Here is a 21648-nt window from a genome sequence, read left to right on the forward strand (position 1 = left end):
AAGGAGTAGTTTCAGGCTAAGCACAGAAGGTCTTAAGTCCATGCCACCCACGCGTAATCATTGGGCTGTTAAGAATAATGCACAGCACCCCATGATTGATGGTTTCTCTTGCAAAATTAGTATTGAAGCGCGCGTAACTAACTGCCTCATAGCAAGCGGCTTATTTCCCTCTTTTTTTAGCTGGTTTGGTGGTTTATAAAATATAGTGCAGAATGGAATCCAAGGCCGTCAACAAAATGTGTATTACAGATGGATAACACTTCATCATCAGCACGACGTCAGTTCATCAAGGGAACGCTGGCCGGCGCCGCCACGGTCGGAATTGCACCGTTTGCTATCGGTCGGGAAAAGCCCTTAGTCCGGGTGATGGGCACTCACGTAACGTTGCAGGAAGCATTGCGCAAACGCGCCGAAGAAGATCTCGGTATTCGGTTAACCTTTGAGCCTGGCGGCTCGGCAGCGGTACTCCAAAAAGCCTCGGTTTACCCGCAGAGTTTCGACCTTTATGAACAGTGGTCAAACAGTATCAATATTTTATGGCGGGCTAACGCTATTGCTCCTATTGACGTTGATCGGCTGACTTACTGGGGCGAAATTAACTCGCTGACCAAAACCGGACGTCTGGCACCTAAGGCGAGAATGGGGGCTGGCGATGCACCGCATAAACTATTAAATGTTCAGCCCGACGGCTCATTAGGCACAGCACATACGGGTAAAATCAGTTTTTTACCCTATGTACATAATGTCGATTCTTTTGGTTATAACCGCGAGCTCATTCCCTCTACTCTGGCTCAGGAACAGGAAAGTTGGGGCTGGCTATTGGATTCTCGGGTATCCGGCCGCGTTGCTATCATCAATGATCCAACTATCGGGCTTTTCGACCTGGCTTTGGCAGCCCAGGGCAAAGGCTTGATGACATTTGGCGATCTTGGCGCAATCAGTCGTACCGAAATCGACGAGCTATTTGAAATTCTCATCGAACTGAAGCAACTTGGCCACTTTGCCGGCTTTTGGACCTCTGTACCTGAGTCTGTGCAGTTTATGAAAAGTCAGCGGTGTGTCATTGAGAGTATGTTTTCTCCGGCTGTTTCGGCTCTCAACAGTCAGCAGGTTCCGGTCACTTTTGCCGCCCCACGGGAAGGTTACCGGGGCTGGCACGGCGTTATGTGTTTATCTTCTGCCACCAAGGGCAGAATTAAAGCTGCAGCCTATGAATATATGAACTGGTGGCTGTCCGGCTGGCCGGGTGCCTACATCGCCAGACAAGGATATTACATCAGTAACCCCGCGCGCTCAGCCAATTATTTAAGCCAGGCCGAATGGGACTATTGGTATCTGGGCAAGCCTGCTATCCAGGATCTTGCCGGTCCCGATGGCCAGATTGCCGTATACCAGGGTCAACAGCGCACCGGTGGTAGTTACTCTGCGCGGCTCAGTAACGTAGCGGTGTGGAATACTGTTATGCCAACCTACGAATACAGCCTGCAAAAATGGTACGAGTTTCTGACATCATGAAAAAAACAGCGATAAGATTCTCTTTTTCTTCTATTAAAACGCAACTGATCGTTGTTCTGATGGCACTGGTAGCGCTGTTAGTTATACAGGGAGTGATTGCCCGGGCTAATCAACAAACATTATCACAGGGCATTCGCCTGTCTGGCCTTGCGGTAACAGATGTCAGTCACGTCAGAGCTTTGCAAAGAGATATTCTGGATTTACAGCGCACAGTACTGCTTTTCCGGGAAACAGCCAGCGACTCGGCGGTAAGTCGCTTTGAAAGGTTGATGCAGTCAATCGCACTAAAACTGGATGATCTGGAAACCTCCAGCCTGGCAAATCTTCCAAAATCCGAAACCGACGACATGCTTCAACGTATGCGTCACCATTTGCAAGCGTACCAAAATAACTTTAAAGACGTGGTTGAGGCGCGAGCCAGACGCGATGAACAGATGCTTTCAACGTCACTGTTCTCAACTTTTATTGATGATGAAGCATTGCCGTCTGGATTAACCGACCTGCAGAAAAAAAGTCTTCAGCTTTTGCTCAGCCAGGCCCGCCATGCGGCACTGCAGTATCGGCTGGAACCTGACGCGCACCAAACAGAAGAAGTTATCGCCGCTATTTCACAAGCCAGAGACATTGCTGCTACAGCAAAGCCACAGGATGCAGAGAACTTTACCACTGCGCTGAACAGCGCACAGGACCAGTTTTTAATGTTAACGCAACTCATCCGAGGCAATATGTTTCTGGTTAATGTTGTCATGGCAGGCTCCGCCAACGAGTTTTTGTATCTCAGTAATGAGCTGGTTGAACAAGTGAATAAACAATACTCGTCGCTGGCGGCAAAAACCCAGCAGGAAGCTGAAAGTGCTCAGCAAAACCTTGATATCGCTTCACTATTAGCGATTTTTCTGGCTATCGCAGCCACGGCATATACGATTTATCGGATCCTTAACCCGGTCAAAGCGCTCACCAGCGTTTTCAGAAGTCTGGCTAAAGACCGGCAAATAACTCAAATCCCCGGGCTCCGGCGAAAAGATGAAATTGGCCAACTGGCAGATGCGGCCAACGTATTTCGACAAAAAAATCAGCAAACCCACACATTGCTGAAAGAATCTCAGGCTCTGAACCATCAGCAAAAATTATTAAACGAAGCATTGTCAGCGGCAAAAGATAAAGCTGAAAAAGCGACTGCATCGAAAAGTATTTTTCTGGCCAATATGAGCCATGAATTACGCACACCTGTTAACGGTATTGTGGGGCTTATTGAACTTGCGCAGCAGCAGCCGATGTCTCCTGTTTTACAGGATTATTTAAATAAAGCGTCCTACTCCAGTCAGGTGCTAATGAGTGTGATTAATGACGTGCTGGATTTTTCCAGAATAGAAGCGGGCAAACTGGATTTAGAAGAAACTAACTTCTCTATGCATTCGTTGTTCAACAACCTGCTTTCAGTCGTTACACTTCGCGCGCAGGAAAAAAATCTCAGTATAAAGCTTGTGGTAGCGCCCGGACTTCCCACCCAGGCGGTGGGCGATCCAACACGTATCAGTCAGGTGTTATTGAATCTTTGCAGCAACGCTATCAAGTTCACTGAACAGGGCGAAATTACCCTTCGGTTTGATGGCGAACTCAATCCTGCTGCAGATGCGATGACTTTGAATATTGAGGTTAAAGATACCGGTATTGGCATGACGGACGCACAGCTAAAACGTGTTTTTTCGCCTTTCTCGCAGGCAGAGGAAGCGACCAATCGCAAGTATGGTGGGTCCGGTCTTGGGCTGGCCATTGTCAGGCAGCTTGTTGATTTAATGAATGGCGAACTTGCGGTCAGCTCTACCCCGGATTGTGGTACCGTGTTTAATATAACATTACCATTAGCCACCCAGGCAGATACTCCGCGACTGCTTACCGACCTGCCGACCTTGCCGGTCGGTGCGCAGTATTATTCCAATCATTCATTACTGCCGGCTGAATACCTTCATCGTTTGCGTGTTAAACGTCGCGGGGAACCGCTTGAGGCATTGTCCGGTAATGTGGGAGCGCCACCTTGTATTTTGGTAGATATCGACAATCACGCGACATTTCATTCGATGTTACCCCGTCTTAACGAACTTAAAGCTCAGGGTATAAATATTGGTATCGTGATGCCTACCCTACCGGGCAAGCTGCTCGAAAAGGTCTCCCAGAGCTGGCCAGATATTTTTTTGAGTCATCCTTTTACTCCCGCTCAATTTACATCATTTGTGCGCTCGCTGGCAGGTATGCCGACCAAAGGGCCACAAAGAACAGCTGAACCTGCCACTTTGCCTACTTTAGAAGGCCACGTACTGCTGGTGGAGGATAATGCCATCAACCAGGTAGTCACCGGCGAAATGCTCAGTTCCCTTGGATTAAGCTATGACGTCGCCGAGGACGGACAACAGGCAGTGACAAAAGTAGAAAATGCGCCTCACTATGACCTGATTCTGATGGATGTTCAAATGCCGCAGATGGATGGCTATCAGGCTACCCACGCACTGCGGGAAAAAGGTTTTACTTCAGTGCCTATCGTCGGATTGTCTGCTAATGCGATGAAAGAAGATAAAGAGCTGGCGTTGAAAGCAGGAATGAATAGCTACATCACTAAGCCGGTAAAGCGTGAACTGTTAGCCAGTGCATTGCACCGTTATCTCAATTTGTCGCACTGACCCCCTTGGTGTTTGTACAGCTGGCAGCTACACTGCTGGTTTTTGTCAGTCAAAGCATATGACCCAGCGTATTATATTTTCATTTTTGATGTCTTTAGTATTAAGCTTTTTAATATCGGCCTGGGTGACTTTCCTTAATCTGGGATGGGTTGCCACATTTGTTTCAAGCTGGATGCATGCATGGCTTATGGCCTGGCCGGCAGCGGCGCTCATTTCTTTTTTGTTTGGCCCGGCTGTCAATCGGCTTTCGTTATTACTGTCCCGCTATCTAATGCCCAATTAACCTGAGTTTTCAGGTATAAAAAAGCCCCGCGGACAGTTTCATCCGCGGGGCTTTTGTTGTCAGTATAAGACTAGAGCGCGTTAATCGTAGCAAACTGTTCTTTCAGTTTGGCCAGCTGCTTTTCAGCCTCCTCCAGTTTACTGCGTTCTTTCTCAATCACAGCTTCCGGCGCGTTGCTGACAAACTTTTCATTGGCCAGTTTTCCCTGCACCCGGGAAAAATCCTTTTCCGTTTTTTCGATAGCTTTGGTGAGCCTGGCTAGTTCTGCCTCTTTATCAATGAGACCTGCCATAGGAATAAGAATTTCCATGTCGCCCACAATAGCTGTCGCACTTGCAGGTGCCTGCTCCCCATTGGCTAAAACGGTAATTGAATCCAGCCGCGCCAGACGGTCGATAAAGACTCTGGCTTTATCGATACGAATACTGTCTTGCTCTGACACATTACGCAGCATTGCATCCAGCGGCTTGTTGGGCGAAATATCCATCTCTCCACGGATATTACGAATGCCTACAATAAAGCGTTTTACCCACTCAACATCCGCTAATACCTGTTCGTTCTGCTGCGCGGTATCCTGCGCAGGAAACGGCTGCAGCATAATACTTTGTGTATCACCGCGGATCGCACTCAGCGGAACCACTTTCTGCCAGATTTCTTCAGTAATAAATGGCATGAACGGGTGCAGCAAACGCAATATGCTTTCCAGCATATTGATCAGAGTGTGGCGTGTACCACGGCGCTGCGCCTCGGTACTTTCCTCGTTATTTAATACCGGCTTAGTCAACTCAAGGTACCAGTCGCAAAACTGATTCCAGGTGAATTCGTATGCGGTTTGCGCTGCAATATCAAAGCGATAATCCGCCAGGGCCTGCTCAAATTCCTGTAAGGTTTGCTGAAATTTAGCCAGAATCCAGTGGTCAGCCAGACTCAACGTCATCTCACCGCCATCACGCCCGGTATCTTCGCCTTCAGTATTCATCAACACAAAGCGCGAAGCATTCCAGATTTTATTACAAAAATTGCGGTATCCCTCTACCCGGCCCATATCAAAATTGATGTCACGGCTGGTAGATGCCATCGCTGCAAATGTGAAGCGCAGTGCATCCGTACCGTAGGCCTGAATACCGTCGGGGAACTGTTGACGGGTTCGTTTGGCAATTTTTTCGGCCAGCTGGGGCTGCATCATGCCTGAGGTACGTTTATTAACCAGTGCCTCGATATCTATACCATCAATAAGATCGATAGGGTCGAGCACGTTCCCTTTCGACTTGGACATTTTATCGCCGCTTTCATCACGAATCAGACCGGTGATATAAATATCCTTAAACGGTATTTTCCCGGTGAATTTTTTGGTCATCATTATCATTCTGGCAACCCAGAAAAAGATAATATCAAAACCGGTCACCAGGACTGAAGACGGCAGAAATGTTTCCAGCTCTTCGGTTTTTTCCGGCCAGCCCAACGTTGCAAATGGCCATAACGCTGAGGAAAACCAGGTATCCAGAACATCTTCGTCTTGGGTTAGCACCACCGTGTCATCGAGCTTATGGGTTTTACGTACTTCGGCCTCATTGCGACCTACAAAGATATTGCCGTCATTGTCATACCAGGCCGGGATGCGATGTCCCCACCACAGCTGGCGGGAAATACACCAATCCTGAATGTTATGCATCCACTGGTAATATGTTTTATTCCAGTTTTCCGGCACAAACCGTATATCTCCGGATTCCACCGCGTCGATAGCCGGTTTTGCCAATGACTCTACCGCCACATACCACTGGTCAGTCAAAAACGGCTCAATGACCGCTCCCGTCCGATCGCCTCTGGGCACTTTCAGCTTATGGTCATCAATTTTTACCAGTAGTCTCTGGCTATCTAAGTCGGCGACAATCTTTTTACGCGCCTCAAAGCGGTCCATGCCGCGATAGGCTTCAGGCGCCTCATCATTGATTTTTGCATCGGCGGTCAGCACATTAATCATGGGTAAATCGTGACGTTTTCCCATCTCATAGTCGTTGAAATCATGCGCCGGCGTGATTTTTACACAACCTGTTCCGAATTCAGGGTCAACATAATCATCCGCTATAATGGGGATCAGACGGCCAGTGATAGGCAGCTTAATTTGCTTACCAACCATGCCAGCGTAGCGCTCATCTTCCGGATGAACAGCGACAGCACTGTCACCAAGCATCGTTTCAGGGCGTGTGGTGGCCACCACCAGATCACCACTACCGTCGGCCAGCGGGTAGCGCATATGCCACATATGGCCCGCTTCTTCTTCGTTAAGCACTTCTAAATCTGACACTGCCGTGTGCAATACCGGATCCCAGTTGACCAGCCGTTTGCCGCGATAAATCAGGCCTTCTTCATGCAGCTTCACAAAGACTTCAGTAACCGCTTCCGACAGGTTGTCATCCATGGTAAATACTTCACGATCCCAGTCAGGCGATGTGCCCATACGGCGCATCTGCTGTGTGATAGTACCGCCGCTTTGCGCCTTCCATTCCCAGATCTTTTTTACAAAATCTTCGCGGCCCAGGTCATGTCTGTTTTTGCCTTCGGCATTTAACTGACGCTCTACTACCATCTGTGTCGCAATACCGGCGTGATCGGTTCCGACCTGCCATAGGGTATTATCGCCTTTCATGCGATGATAGCGCGTCAGTACATCCATAATGGTTTGCTGAAAGCCGTGCCCCATATGCAGACTTCCGGTCACATTGGGTGGCGGTAGCAAAATACAGTACGGGTCTCCCTCCCCGGATGCTTTGAACATACCGGAGGCTTCCCATTTTTGATAACACTGCTGCTCAATGGATTGGGGTTCGAAGGTTTTATCCATGCTTTCTCTCAAGATTGTGCGGACTGGAACTGCATCTGGCAGCCAGCCTGCTGAAATTGCTTGTAGCGAATTCGTGCCGCTTTTTTAGCGTCTTCTGCGCTGGGCACAAAATCAATGATTCGTTGATATTGCTGAATGGCGTCTGGCATGGTGTTGCTCAAGTTAACCAGAAGTGAGCGACGGCCAAGCTGTTCAGGTGACCAACATATTTCAACCGGTGTACCTGAAGGCGGGCCCTCACCACTCATATTATGGGGAACAAAGCGTTTTGCCGGTAACTGCCACAGTAAGTCATCCAGCGACTCTGCCTGTGATTTTGTCTGACACAACACCACCACACGCTGCTTTGCAGCGTGGGCATCGGCAATGAGAGAGCAGGCCAGTTCAGGACCTGCCTCTGCGCGTTCCGGCAATTGATAAAATGTGACTTGCGGCATGCCGCTTTAGTCCTCGTCGTTGATACCAGCGCGATTCATCAGAAACTGCGTCAGCATTGGAACCGGACGCCCGGTGGCGCCTTTATTTTTGCCACTGCGCCATGCTGTACCGGCAATATCCATGTGGGCCCATGTGTACTTTTTGGTAAAGCGCGACAAGAAACATCCGGCAGTGATAGAGCCGGCTGCCCGGCCTCCCAGATTAGTCATATCAGCAAACGGACTTTCCAGCAGTTCCTGATATTCATCCCATAGTGGCAAACGCCACGCTCGATCTGAGCTTTGCTCTGAAGCATTGATAAGCTCATGGGCCAGTGGATTGTGCTGACTCATTACTGCCGAAGCATGGCTTCCCAGGGCCACAATGCAGGCACCGGTAAGCGTTGCAATATCAATTACCAGTTCCGGTTCAAAACGTTCTACGTAGGTTAACGCATCGCACAGCACTAAGCGGCCTTCAGCATCGGTATTAAGCACTTCTACAGTTTGTCCTGACATCGTGGTCAGAATATCACCCGGACGATAGGCATTAGCATCTGGCATATTCTCGCAGCCGGCCAACACACCGATAACATTGATCGGCAGGTTCAGTTCAGCCACGGTATGCATGGTCCCCAACACCCCTGCTGCACCACCCATGTCATATTTCATTTCATCCATGGACTCGCCTGGCTTGATAGAAATGCCGCCAGAATCAAAGGTCAGACCTTTACCAACCAAAACAATCGGCGCCTGGTCAGCCGGCCCGCCGCGGTGATGGATAATGCTCATCATTGACTCGTTAGCAGAACCACGCCCCACAGCCAGGTATGCCTGCATGCCAAGCTCGGCCATCTGGGCTTCATCCACCACTTCTGCCGATACCGATTCGTAGTCCGTGGCCAGCTTTTTAGCCTGGTCCCATAAGTAAGCCGGATTGCAAATATTGGGCGGCATATTTGCCACGTCGCGGGTGGTTTTCGCGCCCGCGCTAATTGCCAGACCATGGTCAACAGCGCGCTCGCCTACAGTCAGTTCGCGGCGTGTAGGTACATTAAATACGATTTTGCGAAGTGGCCGGCGCGGCTCACCTTTTTTGGTTTTCAAATGAAGGAAGGTATAAAGAGAATCTTGCGTGGCTTCCACCGCTTGGCGCACTTTCCAGTAAGTATCACGACCTTTCACGTGTAATTCTGTCAAAAAGCAGACCGCTTCCATTGAACCGGTTTCGTTCAGTGTTGTGATTGTTTTTGCAATGATTTGTTTGTACTGCCGCTCATCCAGCTCGCGTTCCTTGCCGCACCCGACCAGCAACACACGCTCGCTAAGCACATTAGGAACATGATGAAGCAGCAACATCTGACCGGCTTTGCCTTCAAGATCGCCGCGGCGCAACAAATTGCTGATGTAGCCATCACTGATTTCATCCAGTTGCTCAGCCACCGCTGTCAGACGTCGTGGCTCAAATACCCCGACCACGATACACGCGCTGCGTTGTTTTTCAGGGCTACCACTTTTTACACTAAATTCCACGATGATACCTCGCTTTTATCCATGATGTGTTTGCACAAATACAAATTAACATAACGATTTGCGCCGTATTTATGTTTTAATATGCAGCCAAACTTGCATGGTTATCACCGATGACGCAAAGTGGCTGTTATTGCTTTGTGTACCATCATTATGGTCAAAATCCATGCAAACCGGTAACACAAATACTGGCGAAACTTGTAAAAACGGTTAGTTTACTCAAAATTGTGCACTTTTTCACTATAAATCCAATTATTCCAATAGGTCAGACATGCTCATATTTCGCTACCTGATTAAGGAAACCCTGAAATCTCAGTTGGCGATATTTCTCATCCTGATGGCGATTTTTATCACCTTACGCTTTGTTCGTGTTTTAGGTGACGCATCAGACGGTGATATCCCGGCGGGGCTGGTACTGGGTTTTCTCGGCCTTTATGCCCCAATCCTGGCCTCCCTGGTGCTCCCTATCAGTGCGTATCTTGGGATCATGCTTGCCCATGGCAGATTTTATGTAGACAGCGAAATGACAATTATGCGGGCCTGCGGTATCAGTGAATGGTACATCGCCCGGGTCATGCTGTTTCTGTCTCTGTTTATTATGTGTCTCACAGGTTTTATTACTCTGTACCTGGCCCCCTCTGCGGCTGAAAGTGAATATCTGCTGCAGGAAAAAGCCCGCAATGAGGCGGGTATTTCCGCATTAATTCCGGGGCGTTTTCAACAGACCGGTAATGAAAAAGCAGTTATTTTTGTGCACGATATTGCGCCAAATGATCGTCTCGACCGGGTATTTTTATCCCAGAATCAGCCGGATGATACCGACACCGGCGTACGGGTCGTTTATGCCGATGAAGGGTACATTCAAAATAATGAAGACGGTACGCGCAGCCTTGTCCTACAGGAGGGCGTGCAATACGAAGGCACGCAGGCCGCCCTGAATTATCGCAAAGTTGAATTTGATGAGTATCAGATTCAGATTGCAGATGAGCCTGCAGAACAGCCACGCCGCAAGGTTAGCGTACTGCCCACCACCGAACTGTGGGACGATAATTCTATTGAAGCTCGGGCTGAATTGCAGTGGCGCATAGCGATTCCATTATCGATTCCCTTCTTAACACTGATTGCAGTGCCATTAGCTGCTGTCGATCCGCGCCAGGGGCGCTTTGGCAAAATGCTACCGGCTATTTTGTTGTATCTTGGGTATTTTTTATTACTGCTGGCAAGTCGCAGAGTGCTGGCTGATGGCAAACTGCCGATTCAGCTCGGTCTGTGGTGGGTCCATGGCATCATGCTGATCATTGGAATTGGTCTGATTTTTCGGGATAGAAAAACCGGTACCGAGTTCCGTGCCTGGCTGTTAAGGAAAAAGTGATGTTCAAAATTCTTGATCTTTACATCGCCAGAACCCTGTTAAGTACCATTGGTATCACGCTTTCGGTGTTAATTGGCCTGAGTGCTCTGATTAAATTTGTTGAACAGCTGCGCAAGCTTGGTGAAGGCGATTATGATGTCGTTCTTGCCGCTGTTTACGTGGTGCTTAGTCTGCCCCGAGAATTAGAATTGTTCTTTCCGATGGCGACTTTGTTAGGTGGGCTGGTAGGCATGGGTGTACTGGCCAGCAATAGCGAACTGGTGGTGATGCAGGCCTCTGGTCTGAGCCGGTGGAATATTATCAACTCTGCAATGAAATCTGCTGTAGTAATGATCTTAGCAGTCATGGCAGTGGGCGAATGGGTGACGCCTTATGCTGAATCAAAGGCCAAAGAAGTGCGCACAGAGGCTATTTCCGGCGGCTCTTTGTTTTCGTCGGACGAGTTAGTCTGGGCTAAAGATGGCGAGCATTTTGTCAGTATCGGCCAGGTCGTGACCCGGGAACAACTGAACGATATCACCATATACAATTTTGATGATGCGCTAAAGCTCGAGGATATTACGTTCGCTGAGAAGGGGTACTATGAAGGCAATGCCTGGTTCTTGTCAGGTGTCACATTAACTCGCTTTACCGATACCAATGTGTCGAAGGATTCTCTTGAGCGGCAACGCTGGGATTCAACCCTCACCCCTGACAAGCTGGGTATTGTAGCAATTAAGCCCGAAGCGTTATCTATCAGAGGCCTAAGTGATTACATTCAATATCTGGATAATAATAACCAGGACAGTAGCCGCTACCAACTGGCCTTCTGGCGTAAGGTACTACAACCGATTTCGGTAAGTGTCATGCTGCTCACCGCGTTATCATTCATTTTTGGTCCTCTTCGGAGTGTCACCATGGGCGCGCGGGTGATCATGGGGGTACTGACTGGCTTTGGATTCTTCATTACCAACGAGGTATTCGGGCCACTCAGTCTGGTGTATCAGCTACCACCCTTTCTGGGCGCCCTGCTACCCAGCGCATTGTTTGCTTTAATTGCAACGCTGCTCTTGCGCAGGTAACGCCGGTCAGTGACACAACTATCCGGGCCTGCTGCTCTCGGCAGTCAGACAGGTTTAATACGCGTGCTACTCACGCAGGCCTTTTTGAACCGGGTCGGAAAGAAAATAAAGTGATTTTCTCAGTCCCGCTGGATAGCAACGACCAGATAATGTTGATGGCCTTTTTAGGTTGTTTTTGAAGTGCTATTGTCTGCTTTTCTACTAGCGCAAAGGCATACTTTTCTACCGGCTAATGGCCTGGCACACATTAGTTAAGGTATGTATTGTTACGAGGCAGCTAACAAAGATTATCACTAATAAGCCTCATGGCTGATAATATTGCTTAAGCTTAGCATTCAGGTACAGATAATAAGCACAAAAAACGTGAAGACATCGAAACGCCCTTTTTAAAGATCTGTGGGGAGCGCTATAAACACCACGCCTAAGCCCCGCCCCAAAGCCTTACCAATTTTTGTGATGATTCGCTTCTTTAGTAAGTTTGAGAACTTCTGTTCTGGCGAGCCGATCCTGCAGAGACTGCTTGTGTTTTATGTCAAAAAGCACCAGCAATGTTCCCAGGCCACCCAAAGAAGCAACCAGACGGATAAATAATCGCCCCCAGGTAACCGGCTCTTCAACGGTGCTAAATATCCGTAATCGCCAGGCTCGCATTCCCAGCGTTTGCCCGCCTTTACGCCAGAACCACAGAAAAAAGCCGACCACCCAGGCGCCTACCCAAATCTGAATGATTAGCCGATATGTCAAAGATGCCTGAATGAGATCAGCAGGCTCTTGGTAGCCCTGCAAACTCAGCATACCATTTTTTAGTAAAACAACGAATGTCACCACCAACACAATGGCGGCACACATGCCTACGGCTGTTGCTACAAGTGCATCGTATATCATGGCAAGCAAGCGCCGGAAAAAGCCCGCCCGGGGCATCTGCTGAGCGGTGTTTGAAGAGCTGCCAGACTGATGTTTTTTACGCAATGTTTTTTTCAAAGTTTATCCCTGTTTTGCACCGCTATAGGATGACATAACTTAAAATACTCTCAACAAAAACTTAGCTAAGTGGTTATGGTTGTAGTGGTTCGAATCACTGTGCATAAAGCTTAATCGCATAAAGCTTGCTACAATTGCCACTGGCATAGAATGAATTGCACACCAATTAATCAAAGAGTGCAGCTTAAGCAAAAAAAGCTTGAGTGTCACAGGTACATCGCTATAATGCTCATCACATCGACGGCACCCGTCGATAATGCCAGTGTGATGGAATTGGTAGACATGACGGATTCAAAAATGAATGCGTCTAGCCAACCACAACGGCAAAGTCATTGAAAGGTAAGCATCTTTTGACTAAAACAAGCAAAAATACGCTTGCAAAGATTTGCAAAGTTTTTAGACTACGCAAATAGTAAAGCTAGATGCCAGTGTGATGGAATTGGTAGACATGACGGATTCAAAATCCGTTGCCTTCGGGCGTGGCGGTTCAAGTCCGCCCACTGGTACCACTCTTTTCTAGTTCATAGAAAAGAGCCACAATCAGCCGACGCAAGTCGGTTTTTTGTTTTTATGTCCCGCATACTGGCTATACATTAGCGGTTAGACGTACCTTTTAATTATTAGATTCTGCTCGTCCGTCAATCCTGAAAGATCATCTATAAATACAATGCCATTCTCATCTACGTGGGCAACAATGGTTGCTATCCATTCAACATCCTCGGGATCGAAACCATATTTTAATAACCAAATTTCGGTTTCATCATTAGTTCCAAATCGAAGATAATTGCTAAGAACCTTGGACCGCTCATCTCCAGTCTCTTCATAGTAAACTGCTAACGCCGCACATATGGGATCAGCTAGTGATAGACTGATAACCTTATCTAAGTAATCGTATGTGTCGTAAACCAAGCGGTCATAATCAAAATTTCTGACAGACATACTTCCTGGAAAAAGCGGATAAGATTTAGTTAATCTCGAATTGGGCAGCTTCTCTGCTTGTGCGGAATACTTTATCTTTAGCCTTTTCAATTTTTTATTGTATTCACTTTGCTCTACTTCATTTTCTCGAAGTTTCCGCGCAAGCTTTCGTCTCTCATCCCGCTGCGTTAGATAAGAGTGACGTAGCGACAAGGTTTCACTAAACGACTTGCCTTGTACTTTCCACAATAGAAGAGGTATTGCGGCACTAAGCACAGCTTGTTCACCGGACAAGAGCTTGCTGCGTCTTAGATGCGAGCAGTATATCGTCTTTAATTTATCTTTAACTTGCCGTCTAACGGGATCTCCCAGCGCATAATATTGGTTTCCAGTTATGGCTTTCTCACCATCAATGAGTTTATCTAGAACGAATTTGATTTGCGTTCTCAAATTAGCCGCTCGAATACGCTCAACTTGAGAGTTGGTCAAATGAAGGTCATCATTAAACGTATCTGTTTTTACAGCTTCTACCAAGTCCGTGAAATCTTCAGGAATATTCTTGATATCATCGTCCAGTTTTGACGTTTCGCTAATTACGACATCAGAAGATAACCGACTTGAGAAAGTTTTCACGTTCTCTCTACGAACAATAGTGTACCCAAAATCAAATTTAGAAAGATCTGTACTTCTTCCTGATCTACCGATCAAATTCTTAAGTGTCAGTTCATTCATGTAGACGAAGTTATCTATAAGCACACAATCAAAAGGCATGTTAATACCCTGATTTAAAGTCGATGTTGCAAAGCAAAGTTTTGCGTACCCGTTGCGCACAAAGTTTTCAATCAAGAGCCTTGCTTTTAGCGGCATTGAGCCATGATGGACTACGACACCTCTTTTCATTAACTGAATAAAAGAAGATTGCTTACCAAGCTGCGTCTCTGACGAACCTATATATTTTTCGAGCATAGAAACAAATTTTAAAGCTTCTGGCTCGTCGATCGGCGGACACTGTTCAATGTATTGTCCATACTCTTCAATATGTCTACCATCAAAGATTTTTGCTTTCGACGAGTAAATTAGAACGGTTCCATTGCTGTCGAGCGTGGAAGAAATTATATCATTATCTAACTTTATTTCGTCTGTATCAGTGTACGGTGAGAATACTTTAAAACTTCCATCTTCTTCCAAAGTAACAAAAATCTTACCAACGTTGCTTTGCTTAAAGCTGTCTGCTTGATAGTTTTCTACGAAACCGTGTTTAATAAATTGTGCTTTGGGGTTAGAGACAAAAGGGTGAGCAAATACCTTTGTAGCGTTAGGGAATTCTCTTTCTGTTCGCCTTACAAAAGCATCGAATGACAACCCCCTAACAGGCTCTTCAGATATTTGAGCTTCGTCAAAAAGGAACATTCCCACATCAAAATCACTACCATACTTGAATATTTCTATCCCTCTTTCCGGTGTGATAATAAAGATTCGCCGTGACGTATTATGCTGATTTATATTTTCAATGAACTGAAGTACCAAAACATCGTTTTGCACCAAGTCAATAACTACTGAGTAGAACTCAGCGATTAATGCTCGCGAGGGAACTACAATTACAATATCTTTATCATAGTCTTTAACAAGTTCGCGAAATAGGTATGACTTTCCAGTACTTGTAGGCGCTGAGAATGAATAGAAGTGCTTCTCATGAATTGCTTTGTAAGCAGTTGCCTGCATTGGTGTGAAGGTTCGCCCGAATTTCTGCTCTATTGCATCGCCTAAGTCTTTATATATTGCTTCTAATACTGAGCTAGGTTCCACTTGCTTGTAAAATAAGCCCATAACACTTATTAGCTTTTCTTCATACTCCGAGAATGTTTCTGGGTGAATCACTTTGATTAAACTGATGACTTCCAAGACTGCTAGGTTTATAGGACCTTTTGTATGGAATTCCTTGATTGCGTCAGAAAGTATCTCGCGTATACCTTCACCGTTTTCTATCTGCTCAAGCATTTACTTTAACCCCTATAAGGTAGATAGCTTCAAACTGAAGAAGGTCATTCAGGTGAACTGAATTCAATGCGTTTTGCATTATCTTCAGTGGCTCATCAGATACGACTGAAAACGCAGCACAGTAAGATCTTATGCCTTTGGTAGCATTTTGTATTGCTGTTTCGGACACGAAGTTTCTCAAGTCACTTAGTTCTTGAGTATCCTTCTTAGCCAGGATGAATTCATTTATTTGTTTTAATGCTCTTCCGTGTGCATTGCCAACTCCACTATACTTAGCCTCACCGAAAGTGATCACCGCCTCCGTTGCTTCTGAATGGAAATCAAAGCCGGGATTACCAGAAATCTTTTCTTTTATTAACTCAGCGAGAGGAAGACGGAAGTGTTTTAAGTATTCATGTAGCGTCGAAAGAGCCGTATCTGAGATCATATATTCGCCAAACTCTTCGGAGAGTTCGCTTTGAACGTTGTTAAGAATTTCATTAACGACTTTATCAATAGTTGGTTGAGAGCGAGCTGAATAAGTTAGCTCATCAACAATATCCAATGGCTTTAACCAACTAGTATCGGTAACGGTGTTGTACATCTCTTTCACCCTTTCCTCTATATTTGATATACAGATGGCCAAGGAGTAGATTTTGCCTTCGGAGGCTTGGGAAAGTTCGGACATATCCATAACGTCCAATTGAATTAATTCCATTTATATTACACACCACCATAAACCGTATTCACCAAGTCTTGCAGCTTCTCTGTAAAGTCCAGTATGACTCTCCTGCGCTGAAAGATGTAGGTGGTCTCCTTTGGTCGAGACAAAATACTAGAACATAAGACAATACTACACGATTGGAATAAATACCCAATCAAGACATTGTCTGAGTTACTATTTCGAGATTATTCAACATGGATGTTTGATTATGCCAAGGAGAAACACTTCTTTTGCCGATCTTCTATTGCAAGCGCCATGGTGGGTTTCCGTCGTGGCGGCAGCGATCACCTATTTTGTGATGGGCCATTTACTGCCCGCTATCGAAACAGAAAACCAGCTTATTAACATGGTGTTTAAGGCGCTTGCTGTTCCTGCGCCTTATTTTGCATTTTTCATACTCCTCATCGCGCCTTTTTCGTTTTTCAATTCACGACGCAAGGCCAAGCAACTAGATACTCAAAAGAGTATTGATACCATTCGACAACTCCACTGGCGCAATTTTGAAGAGCTAGTCGCTGAAGCATATCGCAGACAAGGTTATCGAGTGGCAGAAGGCGGGTTCGGTGCGGACGGTGGCATCGACTTAGAATTGAGAAAAAACGATGAATGGGTGCTCGTACAATGTAAACAGTGGAAAGCCCAAAAAGTAGGCGTGAACGTGATACGTGAGATGTTCGGCGTGCTCTCGGCAAGTAATGCAGATAAGGTTATTGTTATTACTTCAGGCCGGTACACCCAGCAGGCAATCGACTTCGCATCTGACAAGCCAATGCTACTCGTTGACGGCAACGGACTACTTTCCCTTATCCATGATGTGCAAACGGCCCCCAAAGTAGAAGCGACAAAGCAGACCATCTGTCCAAGGTGTGGTAGTGAGCTTGTTGAACGACAAGCGAAACGTGGTATCAATGCAGGGAATACTTTCTTAGGTTGTTCCAGTTTTCCAAAGTGCCGTTATAGCGAGTAGCCGATGGACACAGTGCCCATCGGCTACTATGAGCGATAACGATAAAGCCTAACTAACGCCTTACAGGTCTTTGATAACTCCACTTAAATTCTTTTTTGGGATCGTAATCACTTCGGCTTCGTTTATTGAATTCTGCTTCAGCAGTCTGCTTTGTTTTATACTTTCTGATTTCCTGTTTGGGATATCCTTGCGTGTACCTTGATGCTTCCTTGTAACTGCAATAAATGCCCGGACAGGCACCAACAAAAACTACATACCAAGGGCTTTTATTTACAACGTTCATATAAACCTCCAATTGATAGGCGCCTCATTGCGCCTATCAACCGGTTTACAGTTTTGATTTATCTGGCCCTACTCTTCACTAACTGATACCTGAAATGCTGATAGCTCACGCCAGTAATGCAAAAAGTTGCCTTCCCATATCCGGTAGATGTCGTACCCAGTCTCAATTGGGAATATACCGTGTAGATTTTGAAAAACTCCACCCTGAAAGTCGAAATCCAACTCTTTGACGAGCTCAGCGAACGGCCCAATACCGATATAAGCAAAGTCTGTGATATAGATGATATCGAATGCATCACCTTTCCTTTCCAGTCGGATTTCGACTGGATGAAAGCCGCCTGTTTCGGCTGAGTAACTTGGATCGCGGAAGTTAAGTGTGATTGCTGATGTAGACACTGACGTATCGCCTAGCTCTTCAGTCAGAGCCGCAGTTAAACGCTTAGATACTGGCAGCGCCAAGTCCTTATAGTTAATATCCATAAATATACCGTAGAAATTTTGAAATAAAACGCCCTGACAGCGTGGATTGCTAATTTATGTAAACATTGCTGAAAGGGCGGACTGATGGAGTTGCGTTTTAGCTTTTGGGTTTGGCAGGTTGTTTCTGGCTAGCGGACTTTTTCGTACCATTGGCCGGAGCGAGCAGATACGTATCAAGCTCCCCTTTTTCAACCGCCTGAATCACTGTTGCGATTGTCTCAGGGATCTTACTGGCTTCACCGACATCGATTGCAGGCTTGCCGGTATCAAACTCTATCGGCTTGTTGTTGACCTTAACCTCTAAGTAAAAGTGACCATCACTGTCGTAGTACCAAGGCCGAACCGTGATTTGACGGCGCTCTTTTTTGCGCTCACCAGTTTCTGGATCTTTTACTACTTTCTCGCGATAGGCCTCGAAAGGCCGTCTTTCGATCATGCATGTTGCCATCTCCTGCTGCTGCTCCAACTTCTCGATGAGCTTCATGCGTTTGCCGATAACGGGCGGTTTGGACTCAAGTTTTGGACGAGCGGTGACCTTGAGCGAACTCAATACTGATGTAGTCATGTTGTTTACCTCGTTAGGTTAGTTCGGGCGAATAAAGCCCATTTGGGGTTTGGTTTGCTTGCGTTGGTTTTCTTCTGCCAACAGGGTCATGGCAGAAAGTCTGTGATTTTGTTTTGTTCTAAAATGTTTGCGTCTTGCCAGAATGGCAAAGTCGCCGGGTGTTAGTTGGGTTAGCTCAGCCAATGCCTGTTGCTCAGCTTTTTTAATCGTCTTGATGCCTAGTGATTGCTTGTACAGCTGAAGTACTTGGTCGAACGTTAGATAAGTACATTGGAGTTTAAAGTCGAAGCGCCTGAGCACGGCGTGGTCCAGCCGGCTTTCAAGATTGGTTGCAGCAAATACCGGTTGTGCGCACGACTCAATCTGAGTGAGTAGTTCATTTACTAATTGCAGCTCATGATGAGCATTTAACGACTCACGGTTAGTGAGTAAACTATCTACCTCGTCTAAAAGGATCATCTTTTCGTCGGTGTGTGCTTCTTCAAATATGGCGGCAATGTTCTGCTCACTCTCGCCCACCCATTTGCTAAGCACATCCGATGCTTTTACGTGAAAAAGCTCACGGTGATGTTGTTCAGCCAGGTGATGTACAAACGCTGTTTTGCCTGTACCAGGTGGCCCAGACAGCAACACACGTACTGAAGTATCATTATCTAACGCATGCTGGATGTCATCGAGGTAGCTTTTCGATTGTTTGATATTAAAGAGTGAACTATCAAATTGTAGCGCATGCTGGTACTGAGGTTTGCTTTCCCACTGTCCGGCTGCACGCAGTGTTGCCTCAACGGTTTCGTATATTACGTTCTCCGCTTCGGTATGCGCTGTATTCAGGGTTTTAGCTACATGTGCAGCATTTGCTATTACGGCAGGCGAAACGTTGTTCACGCGCGTTACCGTTCGTTTAAAGTCCGATGACAATGACAAACCTTTGAAGTGTGGCTTGCAAATGGCGGCGATATCTTCCGGCGTTGGTCGTGGTACTTCAGTGATAAGCTTGAAACGCCGGATAAAGCTGGGCTCCAGATAATCAATGTGATTGGTTATCCAAATACACGGAATATAATTATCTTCTATTAAGCGCTGAAGGTGCTCTTTGCTGTACTGGTAGCATGCATGTTCAAAAATCGTTTCGCATTCATCAATCAGTAGCAGTGACCTTGAGCCGCTTGATAGCAAGTTACTGATCATAGATAGGTAGCGTAGCCGCTCCTTATCTGGATACTTGGTCTCAAAGTCGTCGGTACTTTTTGCTTCATTTAGTGCCGTCGACCGAACCTCGTAAAGTACATACCCGAGCTCTTTGGCCAACGTACGAGCAAGCTCTGTTTTGCCGGTGCCGGATTCACCATATAGCAATACATTCGTGCCTGTGAGTCCTTGTTTTACGGCTGATTTGAGATAGTTACTTATGCGGAACCCATCAACTTGTGGAAATGCGCTTAAGTTGAATTGTGCAGTTTGGCTTCTATGCAGTAACGGTGCGATGAGTTGCTGTTTGTTTTCAACTTTCTGCGTGAGCAGGCTATGTAACAGATAGTCCGGCAGTTCATCACCAAACAGTACATTCAGATTAGGCTTTCGTAATATGCCAGCTCTGGTAAGTTGCTTGAGCGTACGCTCGTAATCGTCCGAGGTAAGGTTGCATATATCTTGTAATAGCGTACTCACTTGTGCGTAATGTAACTGCCCGACCAACAAGTCTGAGAATTGGAGAAAAGCAGGATTAGCGTGCGCGACAACAACATATTCAATAATAAGTGCCGCGTTCTTCGCTAGTGCAAGCTCGCTCTCGATGAACTGGCAATTGGTAATGCAAAGCTGTGTAGTTGCTGGGCGCTTGTCAGTGATAGAAAGCAATTTAACTGCACTGCGCTTAGAGTTTACTTTTAGCTGCTTACCACTTAATTGACGTTGTCCGGTAATAGCGCAAAGCGTGGTAGCATCCAGCAGGTCGCTGTCGGGCTTATCTATATACCCAAGTAGCCTTTTTGCCCATGAACACGCGAGATAATTGAGCTTATATCGTTCTCGAAACCTATTCATGCTTGTCACCATGGCTATCATAAGCAAGGTTGGCCGCAGCAGCCTTCATCACTTTCTCATGGCGTTTGTCATACACCACGGTAGTAGACACATCCGCATGGCCTGCCATCTGACGAGCAGTGTTTAAATCAACATTTTGCTCAAGAAGGCGGGTAATAAAAGTCCGGCGCAAGTCATGTGGAGATATGCCTTCTACACCAATGGAAGCCAATGTCTTTCGTACCAGTGAGTAGATGAAACTGGTTGAAAGTGGACTTTCCAGTTGAATATGGCCGCCTCTGGCGATACGCACGAATAATGGGCCTCGCCCTGTACCTCTGATTATGAGCCATTGACTGACAGCCTGCTTCACCCAATCAGGCATATATACAATTCGGCTTTTGTTACCTTTACTCTGACGGATGAATAGCGTCTTGTTCTCTGGTGAATAGTCAGCATACGCTAGTGCAACCAGCTCACTACGCCTTAGTCCAGTGCCCAATAACACCGAGAAAATGGTACTATCACGAATGCCAATAAGCGATTCATTTTGACCCAATGTATCAAAGAGCTTTTCGACCTGAATGACTGACAATGGCGTACCACGGTGACTGCCATGTTTCACCTTTGATATTGATTGCAGTTGTAGCGCCTGCATTTCAGGTGCTTTACCAGACATCACCGCTATCTTTACGATATTGCGTATCGCGGCCATGGCTCTGTTGATTGAACGCGCCGACCAGCCTTTCTTAAGCAGTAACGCTTGAATGTGGCTGGCCTGTTGATAATCGATAGCAGAAAATAGATGTGCCCTACCCTGTTCAGGCCAATTCAGAAGTTCTGCAATGCTATTCAGTTGTGACGCAATGGAGCGCTGACTGTTGGGCGCAAGTCGCCCTAAGTACAGCGTGTAAGGACATGCTGTATCCATGTGTTTGTTCCGATTATGACGTTATATGAAAGATCTGCGTGGGTTGCTTGAATAAGCTATAGACACAATAGCAGCGGGTATTGAGCAGATATACGGTGATTTTGTAC

17 protein-coding genes and 1 tRNA gene are annotated in these 21648 nt (G+C 46.5%); 7 read left to right on the top strand and 11 right to left on the bottom strand.

Annotated elements, in window-relative coordinates; all coding sequences use genetic code 11:
• Positions 1-249: 249 nt before the first annotated feature.
• The 3 genes from F458_RS0110415 (at position 250) to F458_RS0110425 (ending at position 4473) form a co-directional block, all read left to right on the top strand.
• The gene (locus F458_RS0110415) at positions 250-1515 is read left to right on the top strand and encodes an ABC transporter substrate-binding protein (protein WP_018983362.1); all 1266 of its coding nucleotides are present in this window, start codon (positions 250-252) and stop codon (positions 1513-1515) included.
• On the top strand, positions 1512-4190 hold the full coding sequence (locus tag F458_RS0110420; protein WP_018983363.1) for an ATP-binding protein: 2679 nt from the start codon (positions 1512-1514) through the stop codon (positions 4188-4190). Before F458_RS0110415 ends, F458_RS0110420 begins: the two co-directional genes overlap by 4 nt.
• Before the next feature lie 88 nt (positions 4191-4278).
• Complete coding sequence (locus tag F458_RS0110425; RefSeq protein ID WP_232362652.1) at positions 4279-4473, top strand: DUF2798 domain-containing protein; 195 nt, start codon at positions 4279-4281, stop codon at positions 4471-4473.
• Between the two features lie 70 nt (positions 4474-4543).
• On the opposite strand, the gene F458_RS0110430 is transcribed toward F458_RS0110425, so the two are convergent.
• Genes F458_RS0110430 through pepA form a run of 3 tightly spaced genes read right to left on the bottom strand, consistent with a single transcriptional unit; the run spans position 4544 to position 9264 of the window.
• On the bottom strand, positions 4544-7315 hold the full coding sequence (locus F458_RS0110430; RefSeq protein ID WP_018983365.1) for a valine--tRNA ligase: 2772 nt from the start codon (positions 7313-7315) through the stop codon (positions 4544-4546).
• A gap of 8 nt (positions 7316-7323) precedes the next feature.
• Positions 7324-7752: a DNA polymerase III subunit chi gene (locus tag F458_RS0110435; RefSeq protein ID WP_018983366.1), complete on the bottom strand. Its 429-nt coding sequence runs from the start codon at positions 7750-7752 to the stop codon at positions 7324-7326.
• Between the two features lie 6 nt (positions 7753-7758).
• A complete protein-coding gene (gene pepA / locus F458_RS0110440; protein WP_018983367.1) occupies positions 7759-9264 on the bottom strand; it encodes a leucyl aminopeptidase in 1506 nt (501 codons plus the stop codon).
• Between the two features lie 268 nt (positions 9265-9532).
• Here pepA and lptF point away from each other — a divergent pair, with 268 nt between their 5' ends.
• Positions 9533-10633, top strand: coding sequence for an LPS export ABC transporter permease LptF (lptF, locus tag F458_RS0110445; protein WP_018983368.1), 1101 nt, complete (start codon positions 9533-9535; stop codon positions 10631-10633).
• A complete protein-coding gene (gene lptG / locus F458_RS0110450) occupies positions 10633-11694 on the top strand; it encodes an LPS export ABC transporter permease LptG (protein WP_018983369.1) in 1062 nt (353 codons plus the stop codon). The genes lptF and lptG overlap by 1 nt, the downstream gene beginning before the upstream one ends.
• A 441-nt stretch (positions 11695-12135) precedes the next feature.
• Here lptG and F458_RS0110455 read toward each other — a convergent pair whose 3' ends face one another.
• The gene (locus F458_RS0110455; protein WP_026294623.1) at positions 12136-12615 is read right to left on the bottom strand and encodes an RDD family protein; all 480 of its coding nucleotides are present in this window, start codon (positions 12613-12615) and stop codon (positions 12136-12138) included.
• A gap of 484 nt (positions 12616-13099) precedes the next feature.
• Here F458_RS0110455 and F458_RS0110465 point away from each other — a divergent pair.
• Positions 13100-13184 (top strand) — tRNA-Leu (locus F458_RS0110465).
• Positions 13185-13275: 91 nt separating this feature from the next.
• Here the strand turns inward: F458_RS0110465 and F458_RS0110470 are convergent.
• Together F458_RS0110470 and F458_RS0110475 are read right to left on the bottom strand one after the other, a co-directional pair.
• Positions 13276-15591, bottom strand: a complete 2316-nt coding sequence (locus tag F458_RS0110470; RefSeq protein ID WP_018983372.1) for a DEAD/DEAH box helicase — start codon at positions 15589-15591, stop codon at positions 13276-13278.
• The gene (locus tag F458_RS0110475; protein ID WP_018983373.1) at positions 15584-16288 is read right to left on the bottom strand and encodes a hypothetical protein; all 705 of its coding nucleotides are present in this window, start codon (positions 16286-16288) and stop codon (positions 15584-15586) included. The genes F458_RS0110470 and F458_RS0110475 overlap by 8 nt, the downstream gene beginning before the upstream one ends.
• A gap of 214 nt (positions 16289-16502) precedes the next feature.
• Between F458_RS0110475 and F458_RS0110480 the strand changes: the two genes are divergently transcribed.
• Positions 16503-17261, top strand: a complete 759-nt coding sequence (locus F458_RS0110480) for a DUF2034 domain-containing protein (protein ID WP_018983374.1) — start codon at positions 16503-16505, stop codon at positions 17259-17261.
• A 52-nt stretch (positions 17262-17313) separates the two neighbouring features.
• Here F458_RS0110480 and F458_RS21200 read toward each other — a convergent pair whose 3' ends face one another.
• The 5 genes from F458_RS21200 to F458_RS0110505 all read right to left on the bottom strand — a co-directional run bounded on the left by F458_RS21200 (position 17314) and on the right by F458_RS0110505 (position 21541).
• Positions 17314-17544 (bottom strand): ribonuclease H1 domain-containing protein, encoded by a 231-nt coding sequence (locus F458_RS21200; RefSeq protein WP_018983375.1) that lies wholly within the window; start codon positions 17542-17544, stop codon positions 17314-17316.
• Positions 17545-17612: 68 nt separating this feature from the next.
• Positions 17613-18023, bottom strand: coding sequence for a DUF2787 family protein (locus F458_RS0110490; protein WP_018983376.1), 411 nt, complete (start codon positions 18021-18023; stop codon positions 17613-17615).
• Between the two features lie 97 nt (positions 18024-18120).
• Entirely contained in the window at positions 18121-18588 is a 468-nt protein-coding gene (locus tag F458_RS0110495) for a DUF6641 family protein (RefSeq protein WP_018983377.1), read from the bottom strand.
• Between the two features lie 18 nt (positions 18589-18606).
• Positions 18607-20631 (bottom strand): AAA family ATPase, encoded by a 2025-nt coding sequence (locus F458_RS0110500; RefSeq protein WP_018983378.1) that lies wholly within the window; start codon positions 20629-20631, stop codon positions 18607-18609.
• Complete coding sequence (locus F458_RS0110505; protein WP_018983379.1) at positions 20624-21541, bottom strand: tyrosine-type recombinase/integrase; 918 nt, start codon at positions 21539-21541, stop codon at positions 20624-20626. The genes F458_RS0110500 and F458_RS0110505 overlap by 8 nt, the downstream gene beginning before the upstream one ends.
• Positions 21542-21648 lie beyond the last annotated feature (107 nt).

Source organism: Salinimonas chungwhensis DSM 16280, assembly GCF_000378185.1.
Taxonomy (GTDB): domain Bacteria; phylum Pseudomonadota; class Gammaproteobacteria; order Enterobacterales; family Alteromonadaceae; genus Alteromonas; species Alteromonas chungwhensis.